We start from the raw sequence: 21,357 nt of genomic DNA, 5'->3' as shown, positions 1-21,357 counted from the left end.
ATTTATTTTACAACAAAATTGCGCCTTTTTCCGACTGCAACCGCTGTCGTTTATGTTCCCGTCCCTTGCTCCCATGTCTTCTTAACTCACCGATTACTTCGCACCGTCTTTTTTGATCACCGACTGGATTGTTTTGAAAAGAATACGAAAATCCAGTCCCATGCTCCAATCTGTAATATACTGCTTGTCCAATTTGACTACTTCTTCAAAATCTGTAATCTTGCTGCGCCCACTGACCTGCCAAAGTCCGGTAATTCCCGGCTTAATGGAAAGTCTTGCCCGATGCCTTAGTTCATACTTCTCCCACTCGTCTAATGTAGGAGGCCGTGTTCCCACAAGAGACATATCTCCTTTGAGCACATTAAAAAACTGCGGAAATTCATCCAGCGATGTTCTCCGGATAAAATCCCCGATACCCGTCTTTTTCTGTCCATTCGGAAGAATCTTATTTCCAATGACCCTCGGATCAAAATCCATTTTGAACATCATGCCGTCTTTCATGTTATTTTGATCCATCAGCTCTTTCTTCATCTCCTCGGCATTCATATACATGCTTCGGAATTTGTACATTTTAAACTTGCGTCCATTCTTCCCGATTCTTGTCTGGGTAAAAAATACCGGTCCCGGTGATTCTTTCTTGATTGCAGGTGCAATAAAAATGAACAGGACTATTGTAATGAGGCAGCCTACAAGTCCTCCAATAATATCCAGTATCCGTTTTCCCAAAAGCTGCTTGTCTGTGGCATAATTTATGCTTGTACTAAGAACAGTATACCGGCCGATCTTTTCCACAAACTGTCTTTTTCCTTCAAATTCCGGCAGCTGCCCCACATTAATGTGTACGGTGATTCCGGTTTCGCTCAACTGGTTAATGAGCTGTTCCGGCAAAGGATCTCTTGGCGGCATCACAACCAACGCTTCATCCACCCATTCCCGGCATACAAAATCAGCTGCTGTTCTTACTGTTGCAACAACCGGAATCTTATGGACGGACTGCCCTTCCATATTTTTATCAATCACAACGATTCCCGCCAATTTGTACCGCTCAAAACTGTAGTCCACAATTTCATGCACAACAGACTCTGCCATGGATTCTGTTGTAATAATAATAAGCGATGTCCGCTCGTCCTTAAGCCTCTTTCGCAGCAGCCGCTTCCACCCAAGACGCACAAAGTAGGTGACCAGCAAGTAAATAAGCCCCATCGCATACAAAGTGATACGCGAATAGATAAAGCCATCCTGTACACTGAACAAATAAAGAGTTGCCAGAAGTTCCAATATCAGTGTCTGCTGCACAATAGCCGCAAATTCTTTATAATATCCTCGTTTCAGTACATTTTTCAATGTCTCAAACAGGAAAATGATCATAATATCCGCCATGGTAAGGAAAATAGCCATGCTGCGGTATACTTCTATTCTGTATGGGTTAATAAAACCATGTCTGATCACATAGGACAATACAAAAGCAATGTGGAGACAGATCAGATCCAACACGAGAAAATCACCGTGTTTAAACCAGCCCTTAGAACCTTTTTTATACATCGCGTAATCTCCTTCCCCTTTTTTCCCTTATAACATAGTCTTTCCAGGATATTTGATTCTTCGATGTAATTTGTCGCTTTATTTTAACTTATAAGCAGTAAAATGTCAAATTTATCCCCTTTCGTTTGCTTCCGGACTGATATTTTCTTCTCCCAGAAGCTCCTCTATATTCTGCGGTGTCACCTTAAAATAAGGGACCATAAGATAGCGGTCGTTTTCAAAAGGAAGATCTTCCATCCCCTCCCCCGATACAAGAGCCGCTGCCAGCTTGGCCATCATTTCCGCCTGTCCCTCTTTATCATTATACACTGTCCCTGTAAGCTTGGAATCCCGAATCGCTTTCAATCCATCATCTGTTCCGTCTATGCCAAAGATCACAGGCCTTGAAGTTTCACTGTAATTCAGCTTTTCATAAGCATCTATCGCTCCCAGCGCCATGTCATCATTATTCGCCAGCACAAGCTCAATGCTGGTCTGGTACTGACCGATCATCTGCTCCATCCGGTTCTCCGCCTGTGCTCTGTTCCAGTTTGCAATCTCGTAACTTAACTTTTCCAGTGCAATTCCTTTCTGCTGCAGCGTATTCACTGAATTTTCTGTACGGATAACGGAATCCTGGTGCCCTGCCTCTCCTTCCAGCACAACATACTGAATCTTCCCATCCTTGTTGCGGTCGATCTGCTCATTCTCCCATATCTCGTCTGCTGCCAGCTCTCCCTGCATCACCCCGGACTGCTTCGCATCTGCTCCTACATAGTAAAGCCGGTCCCACTGCATGAGATCCTCCGCCACCGATTCCCGGTTAAAGAAAATAATCGGCACATCATACTCTCTTGCCAGATCGATGATATCCGACGGATCTGCCCGGTCTACCAGATTGACGCACAGTACATTACAGCCGGCGTCAATCAGTTCTTTCACCTGGTCGTTCTGCGTCTTCTGCAGCCCCGCGGCGTCTCTCACCGTCACAGCAGGCACTGTGCCGCCAACCTCCATCTCTTCTAACTGTGCTTTAAAAGAGTCAAGCATCTCATTTAAAAAAGTGTCACTTTGATTGTAGTAAGTAACTCCTATATAAAGCCGGTTTTCCTGATTTTGCTGCTGATTCCCGCAGGCACTAAGAAGCAATGCTGTCGTTCCCAGAATGATTCCCGCCGACAAAATTCTCTTTTTCTTCATTGCGCTTCCTTTCATTTTCTACTGACTCATTGTAAAAAGAATTTCCTGATTTTCTTCAGAAAACAGTTCTTCCTTTCGTATGATAGTATGATACACTTCTATACTCTGCATGTGATACAGATAATCATCCAGTTCTTTGGCTATTTCATTAAGACTCTGATATCCCAGATTAAATTCATCTGCTACCAGCAGACATTCCACCATACCGGTGTCCAGATAATAAGCCGCTTCTGTGGAATTTCCGATTCCATAAATCCGTGCGCCGTGGAGACTGTCAGAGGCCGCACATTCTCCTGCTGCCGTCAGGCTGCTGTCATCCAGCGCCGCAATAATATCGACCGCCGGCTGCACTCCAAGAAAGCTCTCTCCGCCTTCTGTAAAGGGATGTCCTACCGCCCACCGGATCCTGACATTTGAATCCGCCAGGGCATCCCGAAATCCCATCTCCCGGCTTATCACTGCTGCCGAATCTGTTGTTTCAGAAAGGATTCCCAGTGTTTTACCGTCAAGTTTCCCCTCATAATCTTTTATCAATTCCTCCCCTAAGGCTTTTCCCATGGTATAATGATCCGGTTCTGTCACCGGGAACACAGTGTCTTCCCCATCTGTTAAAGCAGAACCCACCAGCATAATGGGAACTTTCTTCCCAATCTCCTGCAGCATTTCTTCTGTTTCTTCTCCTGGTACCGGATAGAGGATCAGCGCATCCGCCCCGTTTTCGATCTCATCCCGGAGCAAACGCTCTTCCTCCTGGGCTGTCAGTGTCTCTGCTGTACTTGCCACAGACATCTCTATGTTATTGTCAGCGGCAGCCATTCTAAGGCCATATTTAAAAGCTGACCATTGCCGGTCATCGGAATTTGGGACAACAACTGAAATCTTGTATCTGTCATCCTGTCTCTTCTCGCTGATCATAACAATCGCCAACACGAGAATAAGTACTGCCAGCACCGCCTCGATCAGAATAAACGTTTTCTTGTCATTCTTCATCTTTGCTTTCCTTTGTCTTCTCTTCTATATCATTGATCTTCTCTTTACTTAATATATATCCGTTTTCCAGAATCTTTCCGTTTTCCTCTGTGTATGGAACTGCCGGAATGCGGATGGAAACCTTTGTTCCTTCATCCGGCTCACTCTCTACTACAAGCCCGTATTCTTTTCCAAATAAAATCTGGATCCGGTTGTTGATATTGATCAGTCCAACTCCCGAACCATGCTTATGGATCCGGTTGCTGTCCGTGAGCACAAATTCCACCTCTTCTTCCGACATGCCAAGTCCATTGTCCTCTACTGCAAGGATAATGACTTCCCCTTCTTTCCTTCCGGTCACCCTGATCTCTCCGCAGTCATCCATACTGCTGACACCGTAATTAATAGCGTTTTCCAAAATCGGCTGAAGGATCAGTTTCACTGTACAGTAGGAATAAACCTCTTCATCTACATCGAATTTCACTGAAAATGTATTTTTATAACGAATCTTCTGGATATTCATGTAGCTTTTCGCATGCTGAAGCTCATCCCGAATGCTGATCACTGTACGTCCCTTGGAAAGGCTGATCCGGAACAGGCGGGCCAGCTGTGAAATCATAAATACTGCTTCCTCATTACGCTCGCCTTCCACCATCCAGGTAATAGATTCCAGAGCGTTATATAGAAAATGAGGATTAATCTGACTCTGTAATGCATCCAGTTCGCTCTTTCTCCGCTCGTTCTGCTCCAGAACAATCTCCTTCATCAGACGGTCGATCTGTTCATAAGAATTTTGAATGGACTGTCCCAGATGCCGGATCTCAGGCGAACCTCCAATATAAATCTCCGGCTTTTTGCCCGCTTCATATTCCCTGACTGACTCATTTAACAGAAGGACAGGCCTTGATATCCTCTGTGAAACAACCCGGTTGATCGCACACAGCATCATAATCATCACAAGAATGATCATTACGATAAAATACCGGATATCGATCATTCCATGTGTAAAAGTTGAATAGGGGGTTACCCCTACAAGCTTCCAGCCGGTGTAGCTTATTGTATTGACAACGACTTTCCGCCTCTCCCCTTCAAACTTCTCATCATAAACTCCGTCTTTGTATTCTGCAGCGCCCTTGCTGTTTTCGCTGCTAATTCCATCACTGATCTGGATCTGCCTGGGGTGATAAATAATCTCACCGTTACTGTCACACAGATAATAATACTGTCCGTTATTATCTGTATTCAGTTTATTCATCATCCGGGAAATGCCCGAATAATCCATATCTACCAGAAGAACCCCCAGTCTGGTCACTCCGTCTTCCGTAATCTCTACTGCACGGCTTAAAGAGATGACCCAATAGTAACGCAGACTGTTATCATCAAAAAGATTTTGAATATGAGGAGTAGAAAAATGCACATTTTCCACTTCTTCCATCGCTTTCACATACCAATCCTGCTGTGTTACATTGGGATCTGCCTTTTCAGACACCACCGGTTCCGCTGCCATAAGACTTCCATAACTGTTGTACAAAGCAACACTTCTTAGATTTTCCCGGTTTGCTTCGTACATGAGATTCATTCCTTCCTGAATCACCTGATCCTGGTTGGAAAAATCATTTTCCTTAATGATATTATAATACAGGACATCAGATATCTGGCGCATACTCACCAGATAATCCTCCATGCTTTCTCCTGCCTGTTCTGTCAGCTTCTGCGTGCTTTGCACCATATCTTCTCTGGACAGAGTGGAAAATCGCATATACAGGATCAGACCCAAAACTATCATAATTGAAATAGAAATTACAGAAAGAACGATCATTAAAACCGACTGTATCCCTCTTGGCTTTAATTTTTGTAAATATCTGAAATATTTTTTCTTCACTTTTCCTCCTGCTCCGTCCTGTATTTTGACGGTGACACTCCAAACTGCCTCTTAAATACATAGCTGAAATAATTTGGATCCGCATATCCTACACTTTTTGCTATCATGTAACTTTTCTCCGCTGTTTCCAGCAGCAAATGCGCCGCCTTCTCCATTCGGTAACTGGTCAGATACCCGATAAACGACTGCCCTGTCTCCTTTTTGAAAATGGTTGAGAAATAGGAATTGGAAACACCCAGCAGATCACAGATGCTGTCCAAAGATAATTCCTCTTCAAAATAATGATTATCAATATATTCTTTGGCCCTGAATACAAAAGATTTACTGGAGCGGCTTCTTGCATTCATCAAGTTTTCCCGAAATAAAAAACTGATGTCCAACAGCCATTTTCGCAGAGCCTCCGGCTCCAGATCCAGAAGATTACTGTACAGCTGTCTTGTATCCCCTGAAAATTCTTCCACAACCAGATCATTATTAGATACAAACCGGTACAGAGCGCTCACCATCTCCATCACAGCAATATGATGATACTGCAAAGATTTATCGGGAAAAGACATCCGATCCATATACTTATCCACAGCTTCCGTCACATCCTGAGGTGATCCGATCCGAATCTTCTTAAACAGTTCCGATAACTCCGCATCATTAGCCGTAACGGCTCTTCCCGTTTCAGAAGGCGCAATTTCCTTAATGTTGATCGCCCTGCAGGCGCCATATATTGCACGGTAAGAAACCGCCTCCCTGGCACCGTTATAGGACTGGGACAACTCCAGGATATCGCTGCACACCTGTCCTACTCCAATGATAACCACCGCTCCGATCATACGACTGGCATAGCGGCAGAAGCGATCGCACTCGTCTGTCAGATCTGATACCTCATTTTCATTCTTCAGCTGTGCGATCATCACTGTATTTCCCAGATAGGAAAAATATTTTGGATGCCATTTACCGCCCAATCGTTCCATTGCCTGCTTCTGAACAGAAGTCGCCAAAAGCACCGGGTTCATATTCTTTGGAACCTGCCTTGAGGATGTATGGATCACAACACAGCAAAAAAACGGCCCTTTCAGGGAAATCTGATAATCTTCAATATATTTGGGAAGATCTCCCTCCATAATCCTTCCTTCTATCAAGGTAGAATAAAAGTTCGCCTGCAAAAGAGGCAGGGATTCCATATAATATTTCTGAAGGATTTCCGTATTTCTTTTCTCACTGATCTCCTGATCCAGCTTTATTTTCAATTGAGTAAATACATTTGTAAGCTCCAGTGAATTGACCGGCTTCAAAATATATTCTTCTACCTCCAGGTGTACTGCTTCCTTGGCATACTCGAACTCGTCAAACCCGGTAAAGATCAAAAGCTTAGTTGCCGGAAACTCCTCCTTGATCCGTCCCGCCAGTTCCATACCGTCCATATATGGCATCTTTATATCTGTCATGACTACATCCGGCTGGAACTCCTCTACCATTTCAAACGCCTTTACGCCATTGTTTGCATAGCCGATCACAGAAAACCCAAGGCCCTCCCAATTGATCTTCTTCATGATCACCTGTATAACTTCTTCTTCGTCGTCTACCAAAAGAACCGTATATTTATCCATAAATCTTTCTCCATGTACATAATTTCCATCCGTCATATAAACATTACCATACAAAAGAATGGCTGCTATTATTATAGCAACCACCAAAACCATTTGTAAACATTTACGGATGTTTTGAAACATACAACCCTGTCTTGACAAATAAATAAGGGAAGTATATCGTAAAATCACAGCGTATCCTTTATCCGCTCCACTCTCTTTTCACAAAGGATATACTCTTGCAAAAAGAGGGTAGTATTATTTGAACAAAAAAGGAGTCAACATGAAAAAAATATTATTTGTCAATGCCTGCGTAAGACCCTGCTCACGCACCTGTTTACTGGCACAGGAAGTTCTGAAAAAATTAAACGGACAGATAGAAGAAGTCCATCTTGGCCATGAACAACTTTCCCCTTTGGATCTGGAACTGTTAGAAAAGCGAAGCCAGCTTATTTCATCCAAAAATTTTTCAGATCCTCTATTTCGCTATGCAGCCCAGTTTGCTGCCGCAGATGAAATTGTTATTGCAGCGCCCTACTGGGATCTGGCTTTTCCTTCCATCTTAAGGATATATCTCGAACATGTTACAGTAGTCGGCGTAACCTTCCAGTATTCCCCGGACGGTATTCCCCTGGGACTTTGCAAAGCAAAACGTATCATTTATGTGACAACAGCAGGCGGACCTATCGCAGACCGAAACCTGGGCTACGATTATGTAAAGGCTCTGTCTGATGCCTTTTACAGTATACCGGAAGTGCTCTGCTTTCAGGCTGAAAACCTGGATATCCAGGGCGCTGACGTAAACGGCATTCTTGAAGACGCTGTTTTGCGAATCAAAGAAGTTCTCTGATCTTTTTCATTTCTATTATCAAACAGACCAGACAGCACATTGATCCTGTGCTCTGTCTGATCCGTTTGTTTTGTATATTATGCTGTTTTCTTTTCCAGCACGGTCACCCGTTCCTGCAGGTCCCCCACTATTTTTAATAAAATGGAGGTATTATCGTTTTCAAGCTTTGTTATCCTGTAATAAGTTTCCAGATTATCTACCTTTTTATCGACATTTGCAATTTTCTCTTCCAGGCTTTCTCTCATCCTGTCCATTTCCTCAAGTAGACCATTCTCTGTCTCACGCAGCGCTCTCTGCAGCTTCTGATCGAATTTTTCCATTATCCGCTCTTCCGACTCCTGCATAATCGACCGTATTATTTCAATATCCTGTTTTTCTAACATAGTATTCCTCCTTTTGAATATGTGTAATTTACTGTTCCTTCTATATTTTTCAATTACTATTTCACCCACATCGTCTTTATGTCATCTATTATATCGACGAATTATACTTATGTCAAGTAAAAAAGAGGATTACTGCCATTTTTCTGATGTGCTGCTCTCTTCCCTTTAGTCCTGACTGTTCAGTCCGCTTTCCTCTGGGAAAAGATATGGTTCCGGGTCAATTGCTTCTCCGTCTATCTCCAACTGGAAATGCAGGTGATTCCCTGTAGAACGCCCTGTGGTTCCGCTTAAACCGATCTGCTCTCCCTTTTCCACCCTGTCTCCTTCTTTGACATACATCTCGCTGTGATGCATATATTTTGTCACAATTCCTTCTCCGTGGTCAATGATGATCCAGTTGCCGGCGGATCCGCCCCAGCCTGCTTCAATCACTGTTCCTGCTGCCACCGCATAGGTAGGGATATTTTCACTGCCGGTTCCAAGGTCAATCCCTTTATGATAGGAATGGCTCCACTGCCGCCACCCGAATCTGCTTGTTACCTGTGACCCCGGACATGGATCTGCAAACTCTCCAAGCAGACTGTCAAAAGTCTCCAGTGTCATTCGGTCCAAACGATAGAGATCATAAGTTTCCATCTGCCGGATCAGGCTTTTTCCGTAATCAACGTCCGTTGCCCAACGGCTTCCGATCCTCATGGCAAAAGTATTGGCATCCGTTACCCCTTCGATCAGATCACTATATACTTCCTTCAAAAGTTTTGCCCTGTCCTCCATACTTTCGCTGTATGTATGGTACATCCGGAATCCTGCCCGAATGGTATAGCTTCTCCCTTCTTCTGTTTCTTCCCCTGTTTTCATCTGAACAGACCCGGCCGGCCCTGTCCCTTTGACTCCGAAAAGATTATTGTACTGAAAGGCCAGGTAGGAAAGCCCCTGTCCCTTCTCACCATAAGGACCATACTTTCCAAATCCGGATTCCTGAATAACCTGAGCAATCGTTACAGAAGCCGGATAGCCGTATTCATCCTGTACCTTCAAAGCTCCTGTGATCATCTCTGTAGTAATAAAGGGCGGAATATTCTCAAGAGGCATATCTGTACTGTACTTTATCCGTAAAACCTTGGGAATGAGCCGTTCTGATGGAGTAAACTCTTCCAGGAATCTTTCCTTTTGATTTCCCGTCACTGGCAGTACCTGTGGATTCCATCCTGTCTGCGGTACAGATGGCGACGGAGCAATCGGTTTTGTCTCTTCATCTGACCCGTTATCCGGTTCTGACGGAATTTCCGGTACCGTCGGCGTCTCTGGTTTCTCTGAAATCTCCGGTTCTTCCGGTTCCGTTGGTGTTTCCGGCTCCGCTGGAATTTCCGGTTCTTCCGGTTCCATTGGCGTTTCCGGCTCCGTTGAACCTTCCGGAGTTTCCGGCTCTGTCGGTGTCTCTGGTTCCTCTGCAATCTCCGGTTCTTCCGGTTCCGTTGGCGTTTCCGGCTCTATTGGAACTTCCGGAGTTTCCGGTTCCGTCGGTGTCTCTGGTTCCGTTGAACCTTCCGGAGTTTCCGGTTCCGTCGGTGTCTCTGGTTCCTCTGCAATCTCCGGTTCTTCCGGCTTCGTTGGAACTTCCGGTTCCATCGATGTCTCCGGTTCCGTTGAAACCTCCGGCTCGCCTGACATTTCTACTTCATTAGCTTGTCCCAATCCCTGCTCCCCTGACGGCTCTTCTGCCCACGCTGTTGAAAATCCCGAAAATACTACGGTCGCCGCCATCAGCAGCGGAAGTACTTTCTTTACTTTTTTCTTTTCCAATCCTTTCCACTTCCTTTCCTCCTGTTTTTCCTCCCCTTTTTCCTGTTCTTTCTCCTAATCCTTCCTTAAGGACCATAAGACTTTTCCTCTGATCTGCCCTTCTTTCACTGGTCCGTAATATCTGGAATCGGAAGAATTCTCCCGATTATCTCCCATAATAAAGTATTCCCCTTCTTGCAGCGTCAACGGATTTTCCTGACCAATCCCGGGGCTTGTCTGTCCCTGTATATAAGGTTCTTCCAGTTTATCCCCATCTATGTATACTCCTCCGCTTTCTTTCTCTATATAAATTTCTTCTCCGGGAAGCCCAATGACCCGTTTGATCAGTGTCCTCCCATCCTGTATCCTGGCAAGCACCACATCTCCTCGTTTCAATTCCCCACGGACTTTTCCATAAAGGGTCAGATCCTGATCCTGATATCCGGGAACCATAGAAGAACCTTCTACAACAGCAAGTCCGAAAAACACATGAGACAGTAAAAAAAGTACACAAGCCATTGCTCCGGTCCCTGCTGCCCACTTCTTCCAGCCCCGCTTTTCTGTTCGGATCTCTTCTATCCGACTGGAAACTGCCTGTTCCACCGGGCTCTCTTCTTTTATTTCCTTCCTATTCCATTCCGTCATGAAGCGCCTCTATCTCCTCCAAAATCTTCCGGGCATTCTCGCTGAAAATGCGCCCCTGCTCCTTCAAAAGCCCTGCCTTTTTCTGATATTCCTGCCGCTCCTTTTCATACATCACTTTTAATTCCCGGATCCGCTCCTCCCCCTCTTTTTCTTGCTCCCGGACTGCTTTTAAAATTTCTTCTGCCTCCTCTTTGGCTTTCCCCAGCATATGCTCCCGATACTCTCGGATCTGGGTCATGCTGTCAATCAGTTCCGTACTCTTTTTCCCGTATTCCTTCTTCCTCTCTTCCTCTTCCTCCGCCTGTTCCTCTATCTTCGCCTGCAGGCTCCGGATCACTTCTTCATACTTCCCGCTGATTATTCGGATGTGCTCCAGCACATCCTCTTCTTCCCAGCCTCCGATTACTTTCTTCCGGATCTCCATCTCTTCAATATAACGGGCGATCTCCTCTGTTTGCGGTAATTTCTTTTTTTCTGACATGGCTTCCTTTTCTCCTTCTGCCTATTCTTTTACTCGAACAGCTCCAGGGTAATCTTATGATCCCATTTTTCTCCTTCTTTTGCTTCTGTAAAACCATCATTATAGAAAAAACCAAGTTCCTCCGGCTCTTCCTCTTCTCTGATCAGGGTAAACAAGTAAAAATCCCAGCTTCCCTTCTTGCTGTCTGCCGGCAGAGTATCCCAAAATTCTGTCCCCGGCGCTGCCAAAATGAGGAGTTTTCCTTCCCTTGGTTCGCCATCCACGTATCCTTCCACATAGCATCTCTTTGGGTTGAAATCTTCTCCGCTTCGGTTCTCTGTCGTCCCCGATACCACCAGATACCTCCAGCCTTCTTCTTCCGGATAATAGTCATAATATCCCATGGGACTTGGCGGCTTTACCTGAGACATGTACTGGATATCTTCTATATAGAGGGTAATCTCCTCCCCGATTCGGAGCGTCCCCTCCGCCTTGGTGACTTCCTGTGCCTCTGCCGGCTTCTTCCCGCATCCTGCAAGGGCCGATAAAACAAATACTCCCATTAACAGTAATACAGCCTGCCGGAATCCTTTCTTCTTTTGTTCTCTCTTCATGGTTTTACTCCACATGCAGGGTAGCATTAATGGTTCCTTTATTCATTTCCTGCTGATAATCATCCAGACTTCCAGTGTCCACCAAAAGGGAAATCGGATAATCTCCCGGCTCCAGTTCTTCCGCGATCTCCCATTTTGTCACTGCCGTTCCCGGCTCCAGCCATCCACTCTCATAGAGGACATCTCCTCCTTCCTGCAGACTTACTGTATATTTGAAGTAACAGGGATTTCCCTCCGGATTGGACAATGCTGCATGAACCGTCCTCTGACCTGCTTCCATATCGATGGTTCCGAATCCGGGAAGCATGATCTGGCTTGGATCCTCATTCTTCAGACCGCCCGGCATCTGATAAGCCATGGCTGAATCGTCCAGATCCGGCCCCCGGTTCTGGGCAAAATACCACCAGAGTCCGCCGGCGATCAACGCCAGCAGAATTACCAGCGGAATCAGAATCTTTCCCCAGCTCTTTCCGATCACCCGCACATAGATCACTCCCCCATCTTCCTTCTCACAGGGGATATATCCCAGTACCTTCTGTCCGTATCCCAGTTTAGCCTTAAAGGGGTTTACCGCCACTTCCGTCCCTTCCTCTCCCAGCAGGAACGCTGCCTCTTCTTTCTTTGAACGGTATCCGATATCCCCTATAATCTTCTGGGGCGTAATCTCCTCTTCTTCCGCCATCCCTGCCGGAATGTAATTCCAACAGCCTTCTTTCCTGCTGTAAGTTTTACTGCTGGTTTCCAGCTCTTTCTCCACTAATCTTCTGCTCATAGACTTTTCATTCCCTTCTCTTTTGTTCCTATTCCACTACCAGGGTAGTCTTAATCGCCCCTTGGTTCATTTCGCCTTCCGGATCATCCACCGGATGAGTCTCCACCTGTACTGTTACTTCATAACTTCCTGCTTCCAGAGGTTCTGTAAGGTCGAACTCCATAACCGCATTTCCCGGCTCCACAAGTCCGGAAGTGTAAAGTTCTTCCCCAGTATCATTGCGTACAAGGTGGAATTTGAAATAACAGGGATTGCCTTCCGGATTAAAGAGAACATGCTCCACATGCTCCTCCCCTGCCCGGGCTGTGATCTGACTGATTCCCGGCAGCATGATCTGGCTTGGATCCTTATTTACCATCCCTTCCACATGGTAGGCAATCTGGGCTTCATCCAGTCCCGGAACCTCTTCATCCCTTAGATACCACAAAAATCCCAGCACAATCCCTGCCAGGAGGCACAAAAGCAACAGGGGCAAAAGGATGGTCTTTACCAGGGAGCGTCCTAAGATTCTCACACAACAGACCGGCTCATCCCCCTCTCCTTCCGGTACAACCGGAAGATAACCAATGGTCTTTTCGTTCCACCGCTTCCCCGGGCGATATTCATAAAGCCCTGTCAGGGCTTCCCCGTCTTCTAAAGTAAGCTCTGCACTTCCGGAATCCTGCCGTCTTAAATCCCCGGCAATGCGTCGTTCCTTTTCCGGAAGTTCCTTATATTCTTCGATGGTAAGGTAAGGCCACTGATGACCTTTTTTATCCTGAAAGGAGCGCTGCTCCTTAATATTCTTTGTTATTACATCAAACTGTATAAAATACTTCATGAGTTTCTCCTGTTCCCTTTTCTGGATGTGCTCCTCATACCGGAGCAGCCTTTTTTCATATTATTTTATAGGCATTCCTTTAAACCTGTTCAGAGAAATTTTTTTAAAACAGGGAGCCAGATCCTTTCCGGCTCCCTGTTCTTTTTGAATTCACTTATTTACTCTTTCTGTTTATTATTCAGATTAGAGGTTAGAAAGATGGGATAAGTAGTTAATTATTGCTCTGTGATAGTATAAGTCAAAAGGTCTTCAAATGTTGTTCCTTTTGGTGTCCCTTTCGCTGCATCTTCCTTAAGCTGTGCCTGACCTGTGATAGTTAAGTTCGCATCCTCTGTAGCGGCATCAGTCTTGGATTTCAATGTTCCAACCTCAACAGCATCCGGATTTCCAGGTGTGGTCCCATTTAATTTTCCTGTTCCACCACCTGTAGAATAATCAACCTCATATTTAAGCTCTCCATATGATCCGCTGCTAACTTTAGCACCCTGTGCAGAACTAACAGTAACGTCTACTGCCAACCCAAATGGAAGTCCTTTGTTTTCATCTGTTGCTTTCAATTCCAATTTCTGCTCTACTTTATCAGTTGTATTCTGGAACATAATGTCTGAAGGAATTGTTACATAATATCCTGCATCTCCGCCGCCCGGTGTTACAGCCCCAGCAATGTATTTCACAGTTGTTTCTGACTCTGCTGCAAATACGCTCATCGGTGCTACTGCACTCACTGTCATTGCTCCTAAAATTGCTAATGTTGCTAATCTCTTCTTCATACTTCTTTTTCTCCTTTTCTCTGTGTTTTTTTATTGTTTGGATGGCCTCTCCATCCTGTTCCCCTCCATCTCTTTTTCCCCGGCTGATGGATCTCCGTGTGTCTTGAAAGTGTATTTTTTAAAATGCACTTTCCTCCTCTTTTTCTTCTTTTTTATCCTTCAGCAGGATCAGTAAAATTGCTCCCGCTGAAATCATAACCATAGCCAGATATGCTATGGGTAAGGAGGCATCTCCTGTCCGTACCGGACTAGTGCGTTTCCCGGCGTTGATCGTGCTGCTTCCTTCGCTGCCGTCTCCGCCGATTCCCTGCTGACCTTGCGCCGTGTAGCTCACATTCACCTGACTGTCCACTCCGGCGGCCTTAGCGCTCCCTAAAGGAGCTGCCGCCAGCAGCAGACAGAGGCTCATGCTTACTAACAGTCTTTTGACTCTTCTTTTCATTTTCTGCAATCCTCCATCTGCTGTTTTATTATGGTCTTTGCCACTCCCGAAGCGTCAGAATATAATTTACACTTCCTTGATATTCCGTTCCCTTTTTATCTCCTTGGTTAACCGGAGCATTGATCTGATAACGGATATTTCTTCCGGTTGGAACGATTTCCTTGGTATCAGTAGTTTCCTCTGTTGAAGCAGTTCCATCCTTCAATACGCCTACCCAGGAATATTTCCCGGTTGTTCCGGCTGAAGGGTCAAGAGTTTCCTCTACTGACTGGCGTTTTTCACCATTTGTACTGTAAATTCCCATAGTCATGGTTCTGCTTGTGATTTGCTCTGTCAGGTCTTTTTCATCTTCTACCTTGACTTCCACTTCCGGCAGCGTATATGCGTCATTTCCTTCATCTGCACTTTTATAGCGAACTTCTGCTGCTGCTCCTGCATAGCCTTCAGATCCTCCGCTTACATTAGCTTCATTCTCTGTCAGGATTACGTTAGCCGGTATGTAAACATAATAGTTGCTCTCCTGCCACTGCAGTTGAATTTCTGATGTTACACTAGGTGCTTCATCAGACTGTGCTCCTCCCGGACATAAATTGTTTTCAGTAAATGTTGGATTATCTCCCGCCAGATCTTTATTAGATTCATTCCACGCCACGATACAGTACTTGGCCCTGTCATCCCACTGCCAGGAAACGGTCGGATTACCATTAGTAGGATTTATCCGATTAAAAATAGGGAATGTGACAGTAGCCTCTCCATCGCCTCCGAAATCAATCCTTCCTTTATCTGTCTTTTGCTCTGTAGAACCTGCAACACCTGCTCCGCTTGTTAAATCTCCATCAAAAGCCCAGCTATGCCAATCTGGTGGATTACTATCTGGATTCTTCTTGTAAAGTGCAATATGTATTTTTGCTTCTGAAGCTGCACTATTGCCAATCTGTAAATCTACTGGATACCAAGGATCTGCCTGGAAGCTTCCGGTAACATCAAAATCTGTTTCTGCATTTGTTACTATAGGATCCGCACTTTCAATCTGCTGAATTGCTTCACCACCAGGTACCTGCTGCTCTTCAATCGTAGATACTGCCTTAGGAAGAACCTTAACTGTATTTGTATCTCCAGGAATATTAGATCCGGCATTAACAATCCACATCATTTCATCTCCGTCAATTCCATTTGAGACATCTATATCATCTTTAGATGGAATTGTTATACTATTTCCTGATGACCATGCATATATCGCATAAGTAGCGTCATTATCATTCTCATAACGAATAGTTGGCGTTCCTCCTTGATCAATACTTACAACATGGCATGAAAGAGATAGTGTTCCATCTTCAATTATGATATCCTTAATATCCATCGTTAATTGTCCGTTGCTAATATAAGAACCCTGTAGATATTTTATCTCATCACCTTGTAGCATTCCGGAGCCGACTACCTGTGTTGTACCGCCTGTCTGACTTTTAATTATTGCAAAGCCGACACCCTCCTGTTTCAAATTTTCTTTATTCCCTATAAAACTAAAGTCTGCACTGAGGGTAAAGCTTCCGTTATTAATATCCATATCCGCGTTTCCGCCCGTGTAAGTCTCGACAGTTCTCTGCGTATCTCCAGCAGGCTCTATCTTCGCTCCGCTATATGTTGGCACAAGAACAATTCCATGTCCTTTGACCCGTTGTGTACCGATTCCAGTTCCAAAGATTCCCTCCCAGACTTCTTTTCCGCCTTCTTGTTGATACAGATCATAAAGATTTACCTCTTTTACATTATCAGGAACTTTATAATTGTAAATTTTAGAAAGCGTTCCATTATCCTCCAATTTACCAAACTTCCATCCGGCCCACTTCATAATGCCACTGGAAGTATTGATTTCTTGAGGCATAACTACTCCATCTGGTAATTTGAAAACATTATCTGTTCGTCCTTTTACGCCAGTATATTTATTCTGCTTATTGTCAAATGCCCACTGTCTCAGCCTATCCATTTGACTCTTTGCAGCCAGGTCATTTGCCAGTGCATTATCTGTCAAGTAATCTGGTGTACCGATTCCAATCAATTCTGCCTGGTTAATATAGTAGAAATATCCAAGTACCGTTTTAGCCTGAGAAGCTATCCCACTTGTAACACTTACATCTCTTTGGAGAACATATCTCTCCTGTGTATCGGGATCAAGAAATGCTTCAGGATAATTGCTAAATACCACCGTACTATTAATATAACCATCTATATATCTTGTCTCCTTGTCCCCGAAATATTTTCCGGCAAAGTCTTCCGTTACTCCTTTATCGGGATCTTTGTTCCAATCATCAAACCATCCTGTTTGCTGATATGTATTATAGCCAATTCCATCTACTAGCCATGCCGCATCTCCGTCGCCTGCTATCTCTGGAATCAGGCGAATATCATACTGTGTAACACCTGCTTTGAGGGCACCATTATCATCGACAGTACCGTTTATATTATGAGTTGTCAGATACTTGTAAATGTCTCTTACATTCATAACTGTTGCCGGCATCCAAATGGTTTCTGCTGAATCAGGGTAGATATCTTTGTACTTGAGATTTGCCACCTTCTCCACGTTATCTCCAGTTGTCCAAATTTCTACATTATATCCTTTCAAACTCGTAACGCCATTTGGAAGATATGGCAGAATAATATAATTTTCATTTTCATCATATTGAAGTGTATAGTCTGGAGTTGTATGTTCTTTGAAAATACCATTTTCATTTGTCCCATACTTTACTGAAAATTGTATCGGCTCTGACACCATGCTTAGCCTTCCTGTTGGATTTTCCCAGTCATTTTTCTGAGTGCCGGTGAGTGCCACTTTATATACATAACGGCCGTCTGCCAGTCGGTTCTGTTCTTCTACAGAAAATCCTGCTTGGCTTGCATTTCCTTTTTCCATTGTAATCTCAGGTTTACTGTATCCCTCCTGCACCTGTGCTCCAAGCAAAATCCAATTAACATTTTTATTATATCCCGTTTCATCTGCTCTTTCTGCTGTCTCAATTTTAAGTCCCTCTCTCAACGGATAATAACCAATTGTTCCTGGATTATCAACTGCCGTTCCATCTGGATTATAAGTTCTCCCTTTAGCGTAATAGATAAAATCTCCCTTTACTTTGCTTGGATCTTTTCTATTAGAAACAGTGGAAACATCACTTCCTTCCACCGTTCCATCCAGAGCATTAATGAAATGATTTGACTGTGATGTATGGTACATGTTATATACAATTTTGAAATTTGAAATAATTCCTGAAACTGTAATTTTATAGGTATACCACTGCGGTTTATTTAACCTAGCGCTCATCGTTGGCTTGCCGTATCCTGCATCCAACCGTTTGCCCCATAAATCTGTAGCATTCTCGTCATGAACTGTTCTGCATTCTATTGTTATTTTCCCGCCTCCCGGTATTTCCTCTGAAACAGATGTACCTGCCTTTTTCGGCATAATAAGAGTATAACGATCAAAATTACCTCCGGAATAATCTTCGTCTCGGTAAATATCCAGACTTAAAGTCGCTGGAATGTTTCTCCAAAGATACTCTTTATTAAAAGAACCTGTATTCTGCAATGCCCTTGATGCTTCTAGACCGAATACCACCGTTCCGCCAGGAACAAATTCTCCAACAGGAATATTTTTTGAGGTTCCAGCCTGATCCACCTGAGTTGACCATAATCCTTTACTTTCTTCAACCCCCGGCCCTACATTAGGAAGTCCATTAGTACTACTTGGCAAATTCCCAGCCAACATCTTTCGATAAGAAGTATTGGGCCAAGATAAGTCCTTATAATAGGCTTCATAGGTCATTAGAGGCTTGCCCCCCAAATACCAGGTTCCAAATCCATTTGTTGGGCTTGTATCGCTATACTTTAATTCCGTAACGTCCGGAGTAGTGTTACTACTGGAAGTCTTACTATAGGTATAAATGCGGGTAGCTCCATACTCTGGCGAACCTTCCTGTTCTCTTTCCATTGCCCAAAGACCAAACCAGGAAATTGCATCTGCTCCTTCCCATTGATGAGATGTCATAGTCAACGATAAATTTTCTTTCGGCATCGTAAATTCAAACTGGTAATTTCCTTTGTCATCTATCTTTTTCCCATGAGTATATGAAGGATCCCTATATGCCGACGGTTGCTTATTATCTTGAATGTCATCTCTGAAAAAGCCCCATTTCCCATATTCTGTGGACGCCCCTTTTAACAAACATTCTGCCCACCATATAGTATTTGCTACATTTAAAGTTGCAATAATTTTAGCACCTGCTTTTGCCTTAAATGTTCCATTCTGATTCTCACCGCCTGTAAGGCTCAAATTAAAGCTTCCGGCTACACCGGACGTTTCAACTGTATACAAGGTTTCTCCTGTCAACTCGTAATAAAACCGAATTTCCGTATTCTCTGGCAAAAGATAGCCAACTTCCACCTCTTCCAACGGATCATTAGGATCACCGGAAGGATTATTCTCATCTGTCTTTTTTGTTGTGTAGTACCAATCATACTTTCCGGTTGTATCGTTTTTATGCGGATAAAGTCCTGTCAGCCAAACCATATTATCTTCTGCATTTTTATACACAAAAGCTGCCTGCTTAAAAATTCTTGCCGGTTCATCTGCATCAGGTACATAGTCAGGAATTTCTTCTGTATCTCCTTCTGCAAGAGAACCTCCTTTAAATTTGGGAAGATTTGTTTCTAATTCTCCTTCTCTAAGATTTATTGTATTGCTCTCATTCGCATACTGATGCACTGTAATTTCAGGGGCATCTGTCGCATTCTGTGCTGCCAGAAGAGCTTTTTCCAGTACAGGCAGTGTAATTGCTTTCGGCGTATCCCCTACACTTTCCTCTGCCTGTGTTCCAGTCGGTTTTTGTACAGTCTCTTCTGTATTAGTTTCTACTTTTGTCCCAGTTGCATTCTGTTTATTATCTGCCGACTGTCCGGATGGAGCTTGCCCTTCTGACACCTCATCTGTATTCACCACATCTGTTGTCTGCCCTTCATCTGCAGCCTCTGCTTTATCTGCCTCTTCGCCCGTTGTCACACTTTCCGGGGCATTGTTATGATCTGCAGGGTCAGCTGCATTAGCTGCGGCTGTATTCTCATCTGCCTCGCCTGTCTCCGCCTGTGTCTGAACTTCTGTCTGCGCACTCTGCTGTGTCTCGATTTTGCCGGTACTTACCGCTTCATCTGCAAACACGCTTTCCAGCCCTACGCCTGTCATCAGCGTTGCCGCTGCCAAACAGACTGCCAGGCTCCGTTTCAGCCAGTTTACTCTGCCTTTCCTTTTTCTGTGCTTTTTGATCTTGCCTTCTTCTCCTTTCACTTTTCCTTTTCACCTCCTCCCTTTTAATCTCTTATTCTTTCTGGTTCAGGAATGTCTCTCCTGCCTCTGCGTCGATCCATATCTGTCTGGCCTCACCTCCTTTAACAACGCGGGCTGCCCAGTACATGTTGTCCTGGTATTTTTCCAGCCCCAGCCGCTCTATCTCATATCCTTTTCCTGCTTCTTTCAGGATCTTCTTTTCTGCTTCTTCCCGGCTGACTGCCGCGGACTCTTCTTCCTCCAGAATTTCTCCGATATTCACCTCTACGGTTCCATCGTTTTGGACTGTCACTCCGGTCTGTTCCTCTATCCGCGCTTTTTCTTCTTCGGTATATTCTTTTTTCTTTGATGCATTGGCTTGTTCAGATCTTTCGGAGTTGTCTGCTTTACTTTTTTCATTTGTCTGTTCAGAATGATGATTTTCCGGAACACTTTTTCCTTTTTCCCTGATCCAGAATCCAGCTGTCAGGGCAAGAATTACTATGATGCAGATAGCAACCAAAATATTCCGTCTTTTTCTATTCACCACTTATCGCCTCATTTTCATACAATTTTTTCATGGTATCCTTTCCCATTCTCTTCCGATACACATTGTGCTACAGGAATACTTTCTATAATATTCGCTTGAAGCTCTCTTCTTCTTGCCAATCTCTGTTCCCGTAAACCATGGCTGCACTTTATCTCCGTCAATTCCTTTTGCATATCATCTGCTGCACAGGTTTCTGCATCCATCATTTTTACAATCTCTCCCAGGCTTCTGGAAAGCCATTTATTTTCCATCTCCTTCTGGATGTACTGGTAATACTTTCTAATCTGGCAGGTGCTTACCGCTCCGCGATTACAGTATCCGTCATCTTCCAGGCAACGGTTGACTTTCACTGACGATTCCATTACATTCAGAACATCAAGAAGAGTAATTTCTTCCAATGATCTTAGAAGATAATATCCTCCTTTTGCACCGGTTACTGTACCAAGCATTCCTGCTCCACGCAGTTTTCGCGCTATCTTCAGAAGGTATTTGGGGGGTATTTTCATCTGGTCTGCAATCAAACTTCCTGTCATTATCCCTTTTGTATCGCCCAGGCATAAGAGAAACCGGATTGCGTAATCTGTCGTGAGGTTTAGCTGCATAATCTTCTCCTTTTTCTGCTTTTGTGTTCATCTTCAGTTTCATCTTCCATTCCAAACCCAAACCGGTAAAGTTTGTATTCAGTTTCTTTTAAAACAACACAATCCGCCCTGTGTTGTTTAATGAGTTAGAAAAATTTATTTTTTCACAAGATGTTTTTAAAACCAGAAAAATATAGGTCAATTGAAAAATTAGTTGCAACATAGGTC

18 protein-coding genes are annotated in these 21,357 nt (G+C 44.1%); 1 reads left to right on the top strand and 17 read right to left on the bottom strand.

Translation table 11 applies throughout. The annotated features are described in order from the left end of the window. Positions 1-93: 93 nt before the first annotated feature. The 5 genes from WJ238_RS09150 to WJ238_RS09130 all read right to left on the bottom strand — a co-directional run bounded on the left by WJ238_RS09150 (position 94) and on the right by WJ238_RS09130 (position 7,173). Positions 94-1,542 carry a sugar transferase gene (locus tag WJ238_RS09150; protein ID WP_230107505.1) on the bottom strand — a complete coding sequence of 483 codons (1,449 nt, stop codon included), beginning with the start codon at positions 1,540-1,542 and terminating at the stop codon, positions 94-96. Positions 1,543-1,653: 111 nt separating this feature from the next. Beyond that, positions 1,654-2,721 (bottom strand): galactose ABC transporter substrate-binding protein, encoded by a 1,068-nt coding sequence (locus WJ238_RS09145; protein ID WP_337606741.1) that lies wholly within the window; start codon positions 2,719-2,721, stop codon positions 1,654-1,656. Positions 2,722-2,739: 18 nt separating this feature from the next. Beyond that, positions 2,740-3,711, bottom strand: a complete 972-nt coding sequence (locus WJ238_RS09140) for a sugar ABC transporter substrate-binding protein (RefSeq protein ID WP_337606740.1) — start codon at positions 3,709-3,711, stop codon at positions 2,740-2,742. After that, entirely contained in the window at positions 3,701-5,572 is a 1,872-nt protein-coding gene (locus WJ238_RS09135) for a sensor histidine kinase family protein (RefSeq protein ID WP_337606739.1), read from the bottom strand. The genes WJ238_RS09140 and WJ238_RS09135 overlap by 11 nt, the downstream gene beginning before the upstream one ends. After that, a complete protein-coding gene (locus WJ238_RS09130) occupies positions 5,569-7,173 on the bottom strand; it encodes a response regulator (RefSeq protein ID WP_316265932.1) in 1,605 nt (534 codons plus the stop codon). Before WJ238_RS09130 ends, WJ238_RS09135 begins: the two co-directional genes overlap by 4 nt. A 262-nt stretch (positions 7,174-7,435) precedes the next feature. Here WJ238_RS09130 and WJ238_RS09125 point away from each other — a divergent pair, with 262 nt between their 5' ends. Further along, positions 7,436-8,002 (top strand): NAD(P)H-dependent oxidoreductase, encoded by a 567-nt coding sequence (locus tag WJ238_RS09125; RefSeq protein ID WP_337606738.1) that lies wholly within the window; start codon positions 7,436-7,438, stop codon positions 8,000-8,002. 77 nt (positions 8,003-8,079) lie between these two features. Here WJ238_RS09125 and WJ238_RS09120 read toward each other — a convergent pair whose 3' ends face one another. From WJ238_RS09120 to WJ238_RS09065, 12 genes are all read right to left on the bottom strand, one after another. Then, positions 8,080-8,385 (bottom strand): hypothetical protein, encoded by a 306-nt coding sequence (locus WJ238_RS09120; protein ID WP_316267758.1) that lies wholly within the window; start codon positions 8,383-8,385, stop codon positions 8,080-8,082. A 165-nt stretch (positions 8,386-8,550) separates the two neighbouring features. Beyond that, positions 8,551-10,188, bottom strand: coding sequence for a peptidoglycan DD-metalloendopeptidase family protein (locus WJ238_RS09115; RefSeq protein WP_337606737.1), 1,638 nt, complete (start codon positions 10,186-10,188; stop codon positions 8,551-8,553). Positions 10,189-10,242: 54 nt separating this feature from the next. After that, positions 10,243-10,812 (bottom strand): signal peptidase I, encoded by a 570-nt coding sequence (gene lepB / locus WJ238_RS09110; RefSeq protein ID WP_230107497.1) that lies wholly within the window; start codon positions 10,810-10,812, stop codon positions 10,243-10,245. Next, positions 10,796-11,293, bottom strand: coding sequence for a hypothetical protein (locus tag WJ238_RS09105; RefSeq protein WP_316271566.1), 498 nt, complete (start codon positions 11,291-11,293; stop codon positions 10,796-10,798). Before WJ238_RS09105 ends, lepB begins: the two co-directional genes overlap by 17 nt. Positions 11,294-11,322: 29 nt before the next feature. Beyond that, on the bottom strand, positions 11,323-11,886 hold the full coding sequence (locus WJ238_RS09100) for a hypothetical protein (RefSeq protein WP_337606735.1): 564 nt from the start codon (positions 11,884-11,886) through the stop codon (positions 11,323-11,325). 4 nt (positions 11,887-11,890) lie between these two features. Further along, a complete protein-coding gene (locus tag WJ238_RS09095; RefSeq protein WP_316271564.1) occupies positions 11,891-12,658 on the bottom strand; it encodes a hypothetical protein in 768 nt (255 codons plus the stop codon). Positions 12,659-12,686: 28 nt separating this feature from the next. Beyond that, a complete protein-coding gene (locus WJ238_RS09090; protein WP_316271562.1) occupies positions 12,687-13,478 on the bottom strand; it encodes a hypothetical protein in 792 nt (263 codons plus the stop codon). Between the two features lie 215 nt (positions 13,479-13,693). Next, positions 13,694-14,248 carry a hypothetical protein gene (locus WJ238_RS09085; RefSeq protein ID WP_256194804.1) on the bottom strand — a complete coding sequence of 185 codons (555 nt, stop codon included), beginning with the start codon at positions 14,246-14,248 and terminating at the stop codon, positions 13,694-13,696. 118 nt (positions 14,249-14,366) lie between these two features. After that, positions 14,367-14,690, bottom strand: coding sequence for a hypothetical protein (locus WJ238_RS09080; protein WP_316267765.1), 324 nt, complete (start codon positions 14,688-14,690; stop codon positions 14,367-14,369). 28 nt (positions 14,691-14,718) lie between these two features. Next, positions 14,719-19,935: a hypothetical protein gene (locus WJ238_RS09075; protein ID WP_337606734.1), complete on the bottom strand. Its 5,217-nt coding sequence runs from the start codon at positions 19,933-19,935 to the stop codon at positions 14,719-14,721. 115 nt (positions 19,936-20,050) lie between these two features. After that, positions 20,051-20,545, bottom strand: a complete 495-nt coding sequence (locus WJ238_RS09070) for a hypothetical protein (protein WP_256194810.1) — start codon at positions 20,543-20,545, stop codon at positions 20,051-20,053. A gap of 17 nt (positions 20,546-20,562) precedes the next feature. After that, positions 20,563-21,150: an RrF2 family transcriptional regulator gene (locus tag WJ238_RS09065; RefSeq protein ID WP_337606733.1), complete on the bottom strand. Its 588-nt coding sequence runs from the start codon at positions 21,148-21,150 to the stop codon at positions 20,563-20,565. Positions 21,151-21,357: the final 207 nt, after the last annotated feature.

Source organism: Claveliimonas sp. (assembly GCF_037273965.1).
GTDB classification, from domain to species: Bacteria; Bacillota; Clostridia; order Lachnospirales; family Lachnospiraceae; genus Claveliimonas; species Claveliimonas bilis.
Note: the sequence above shows the minus strand (reverse complement) of the source record. Positions and strands in the feature narration are given on the sequence as shown.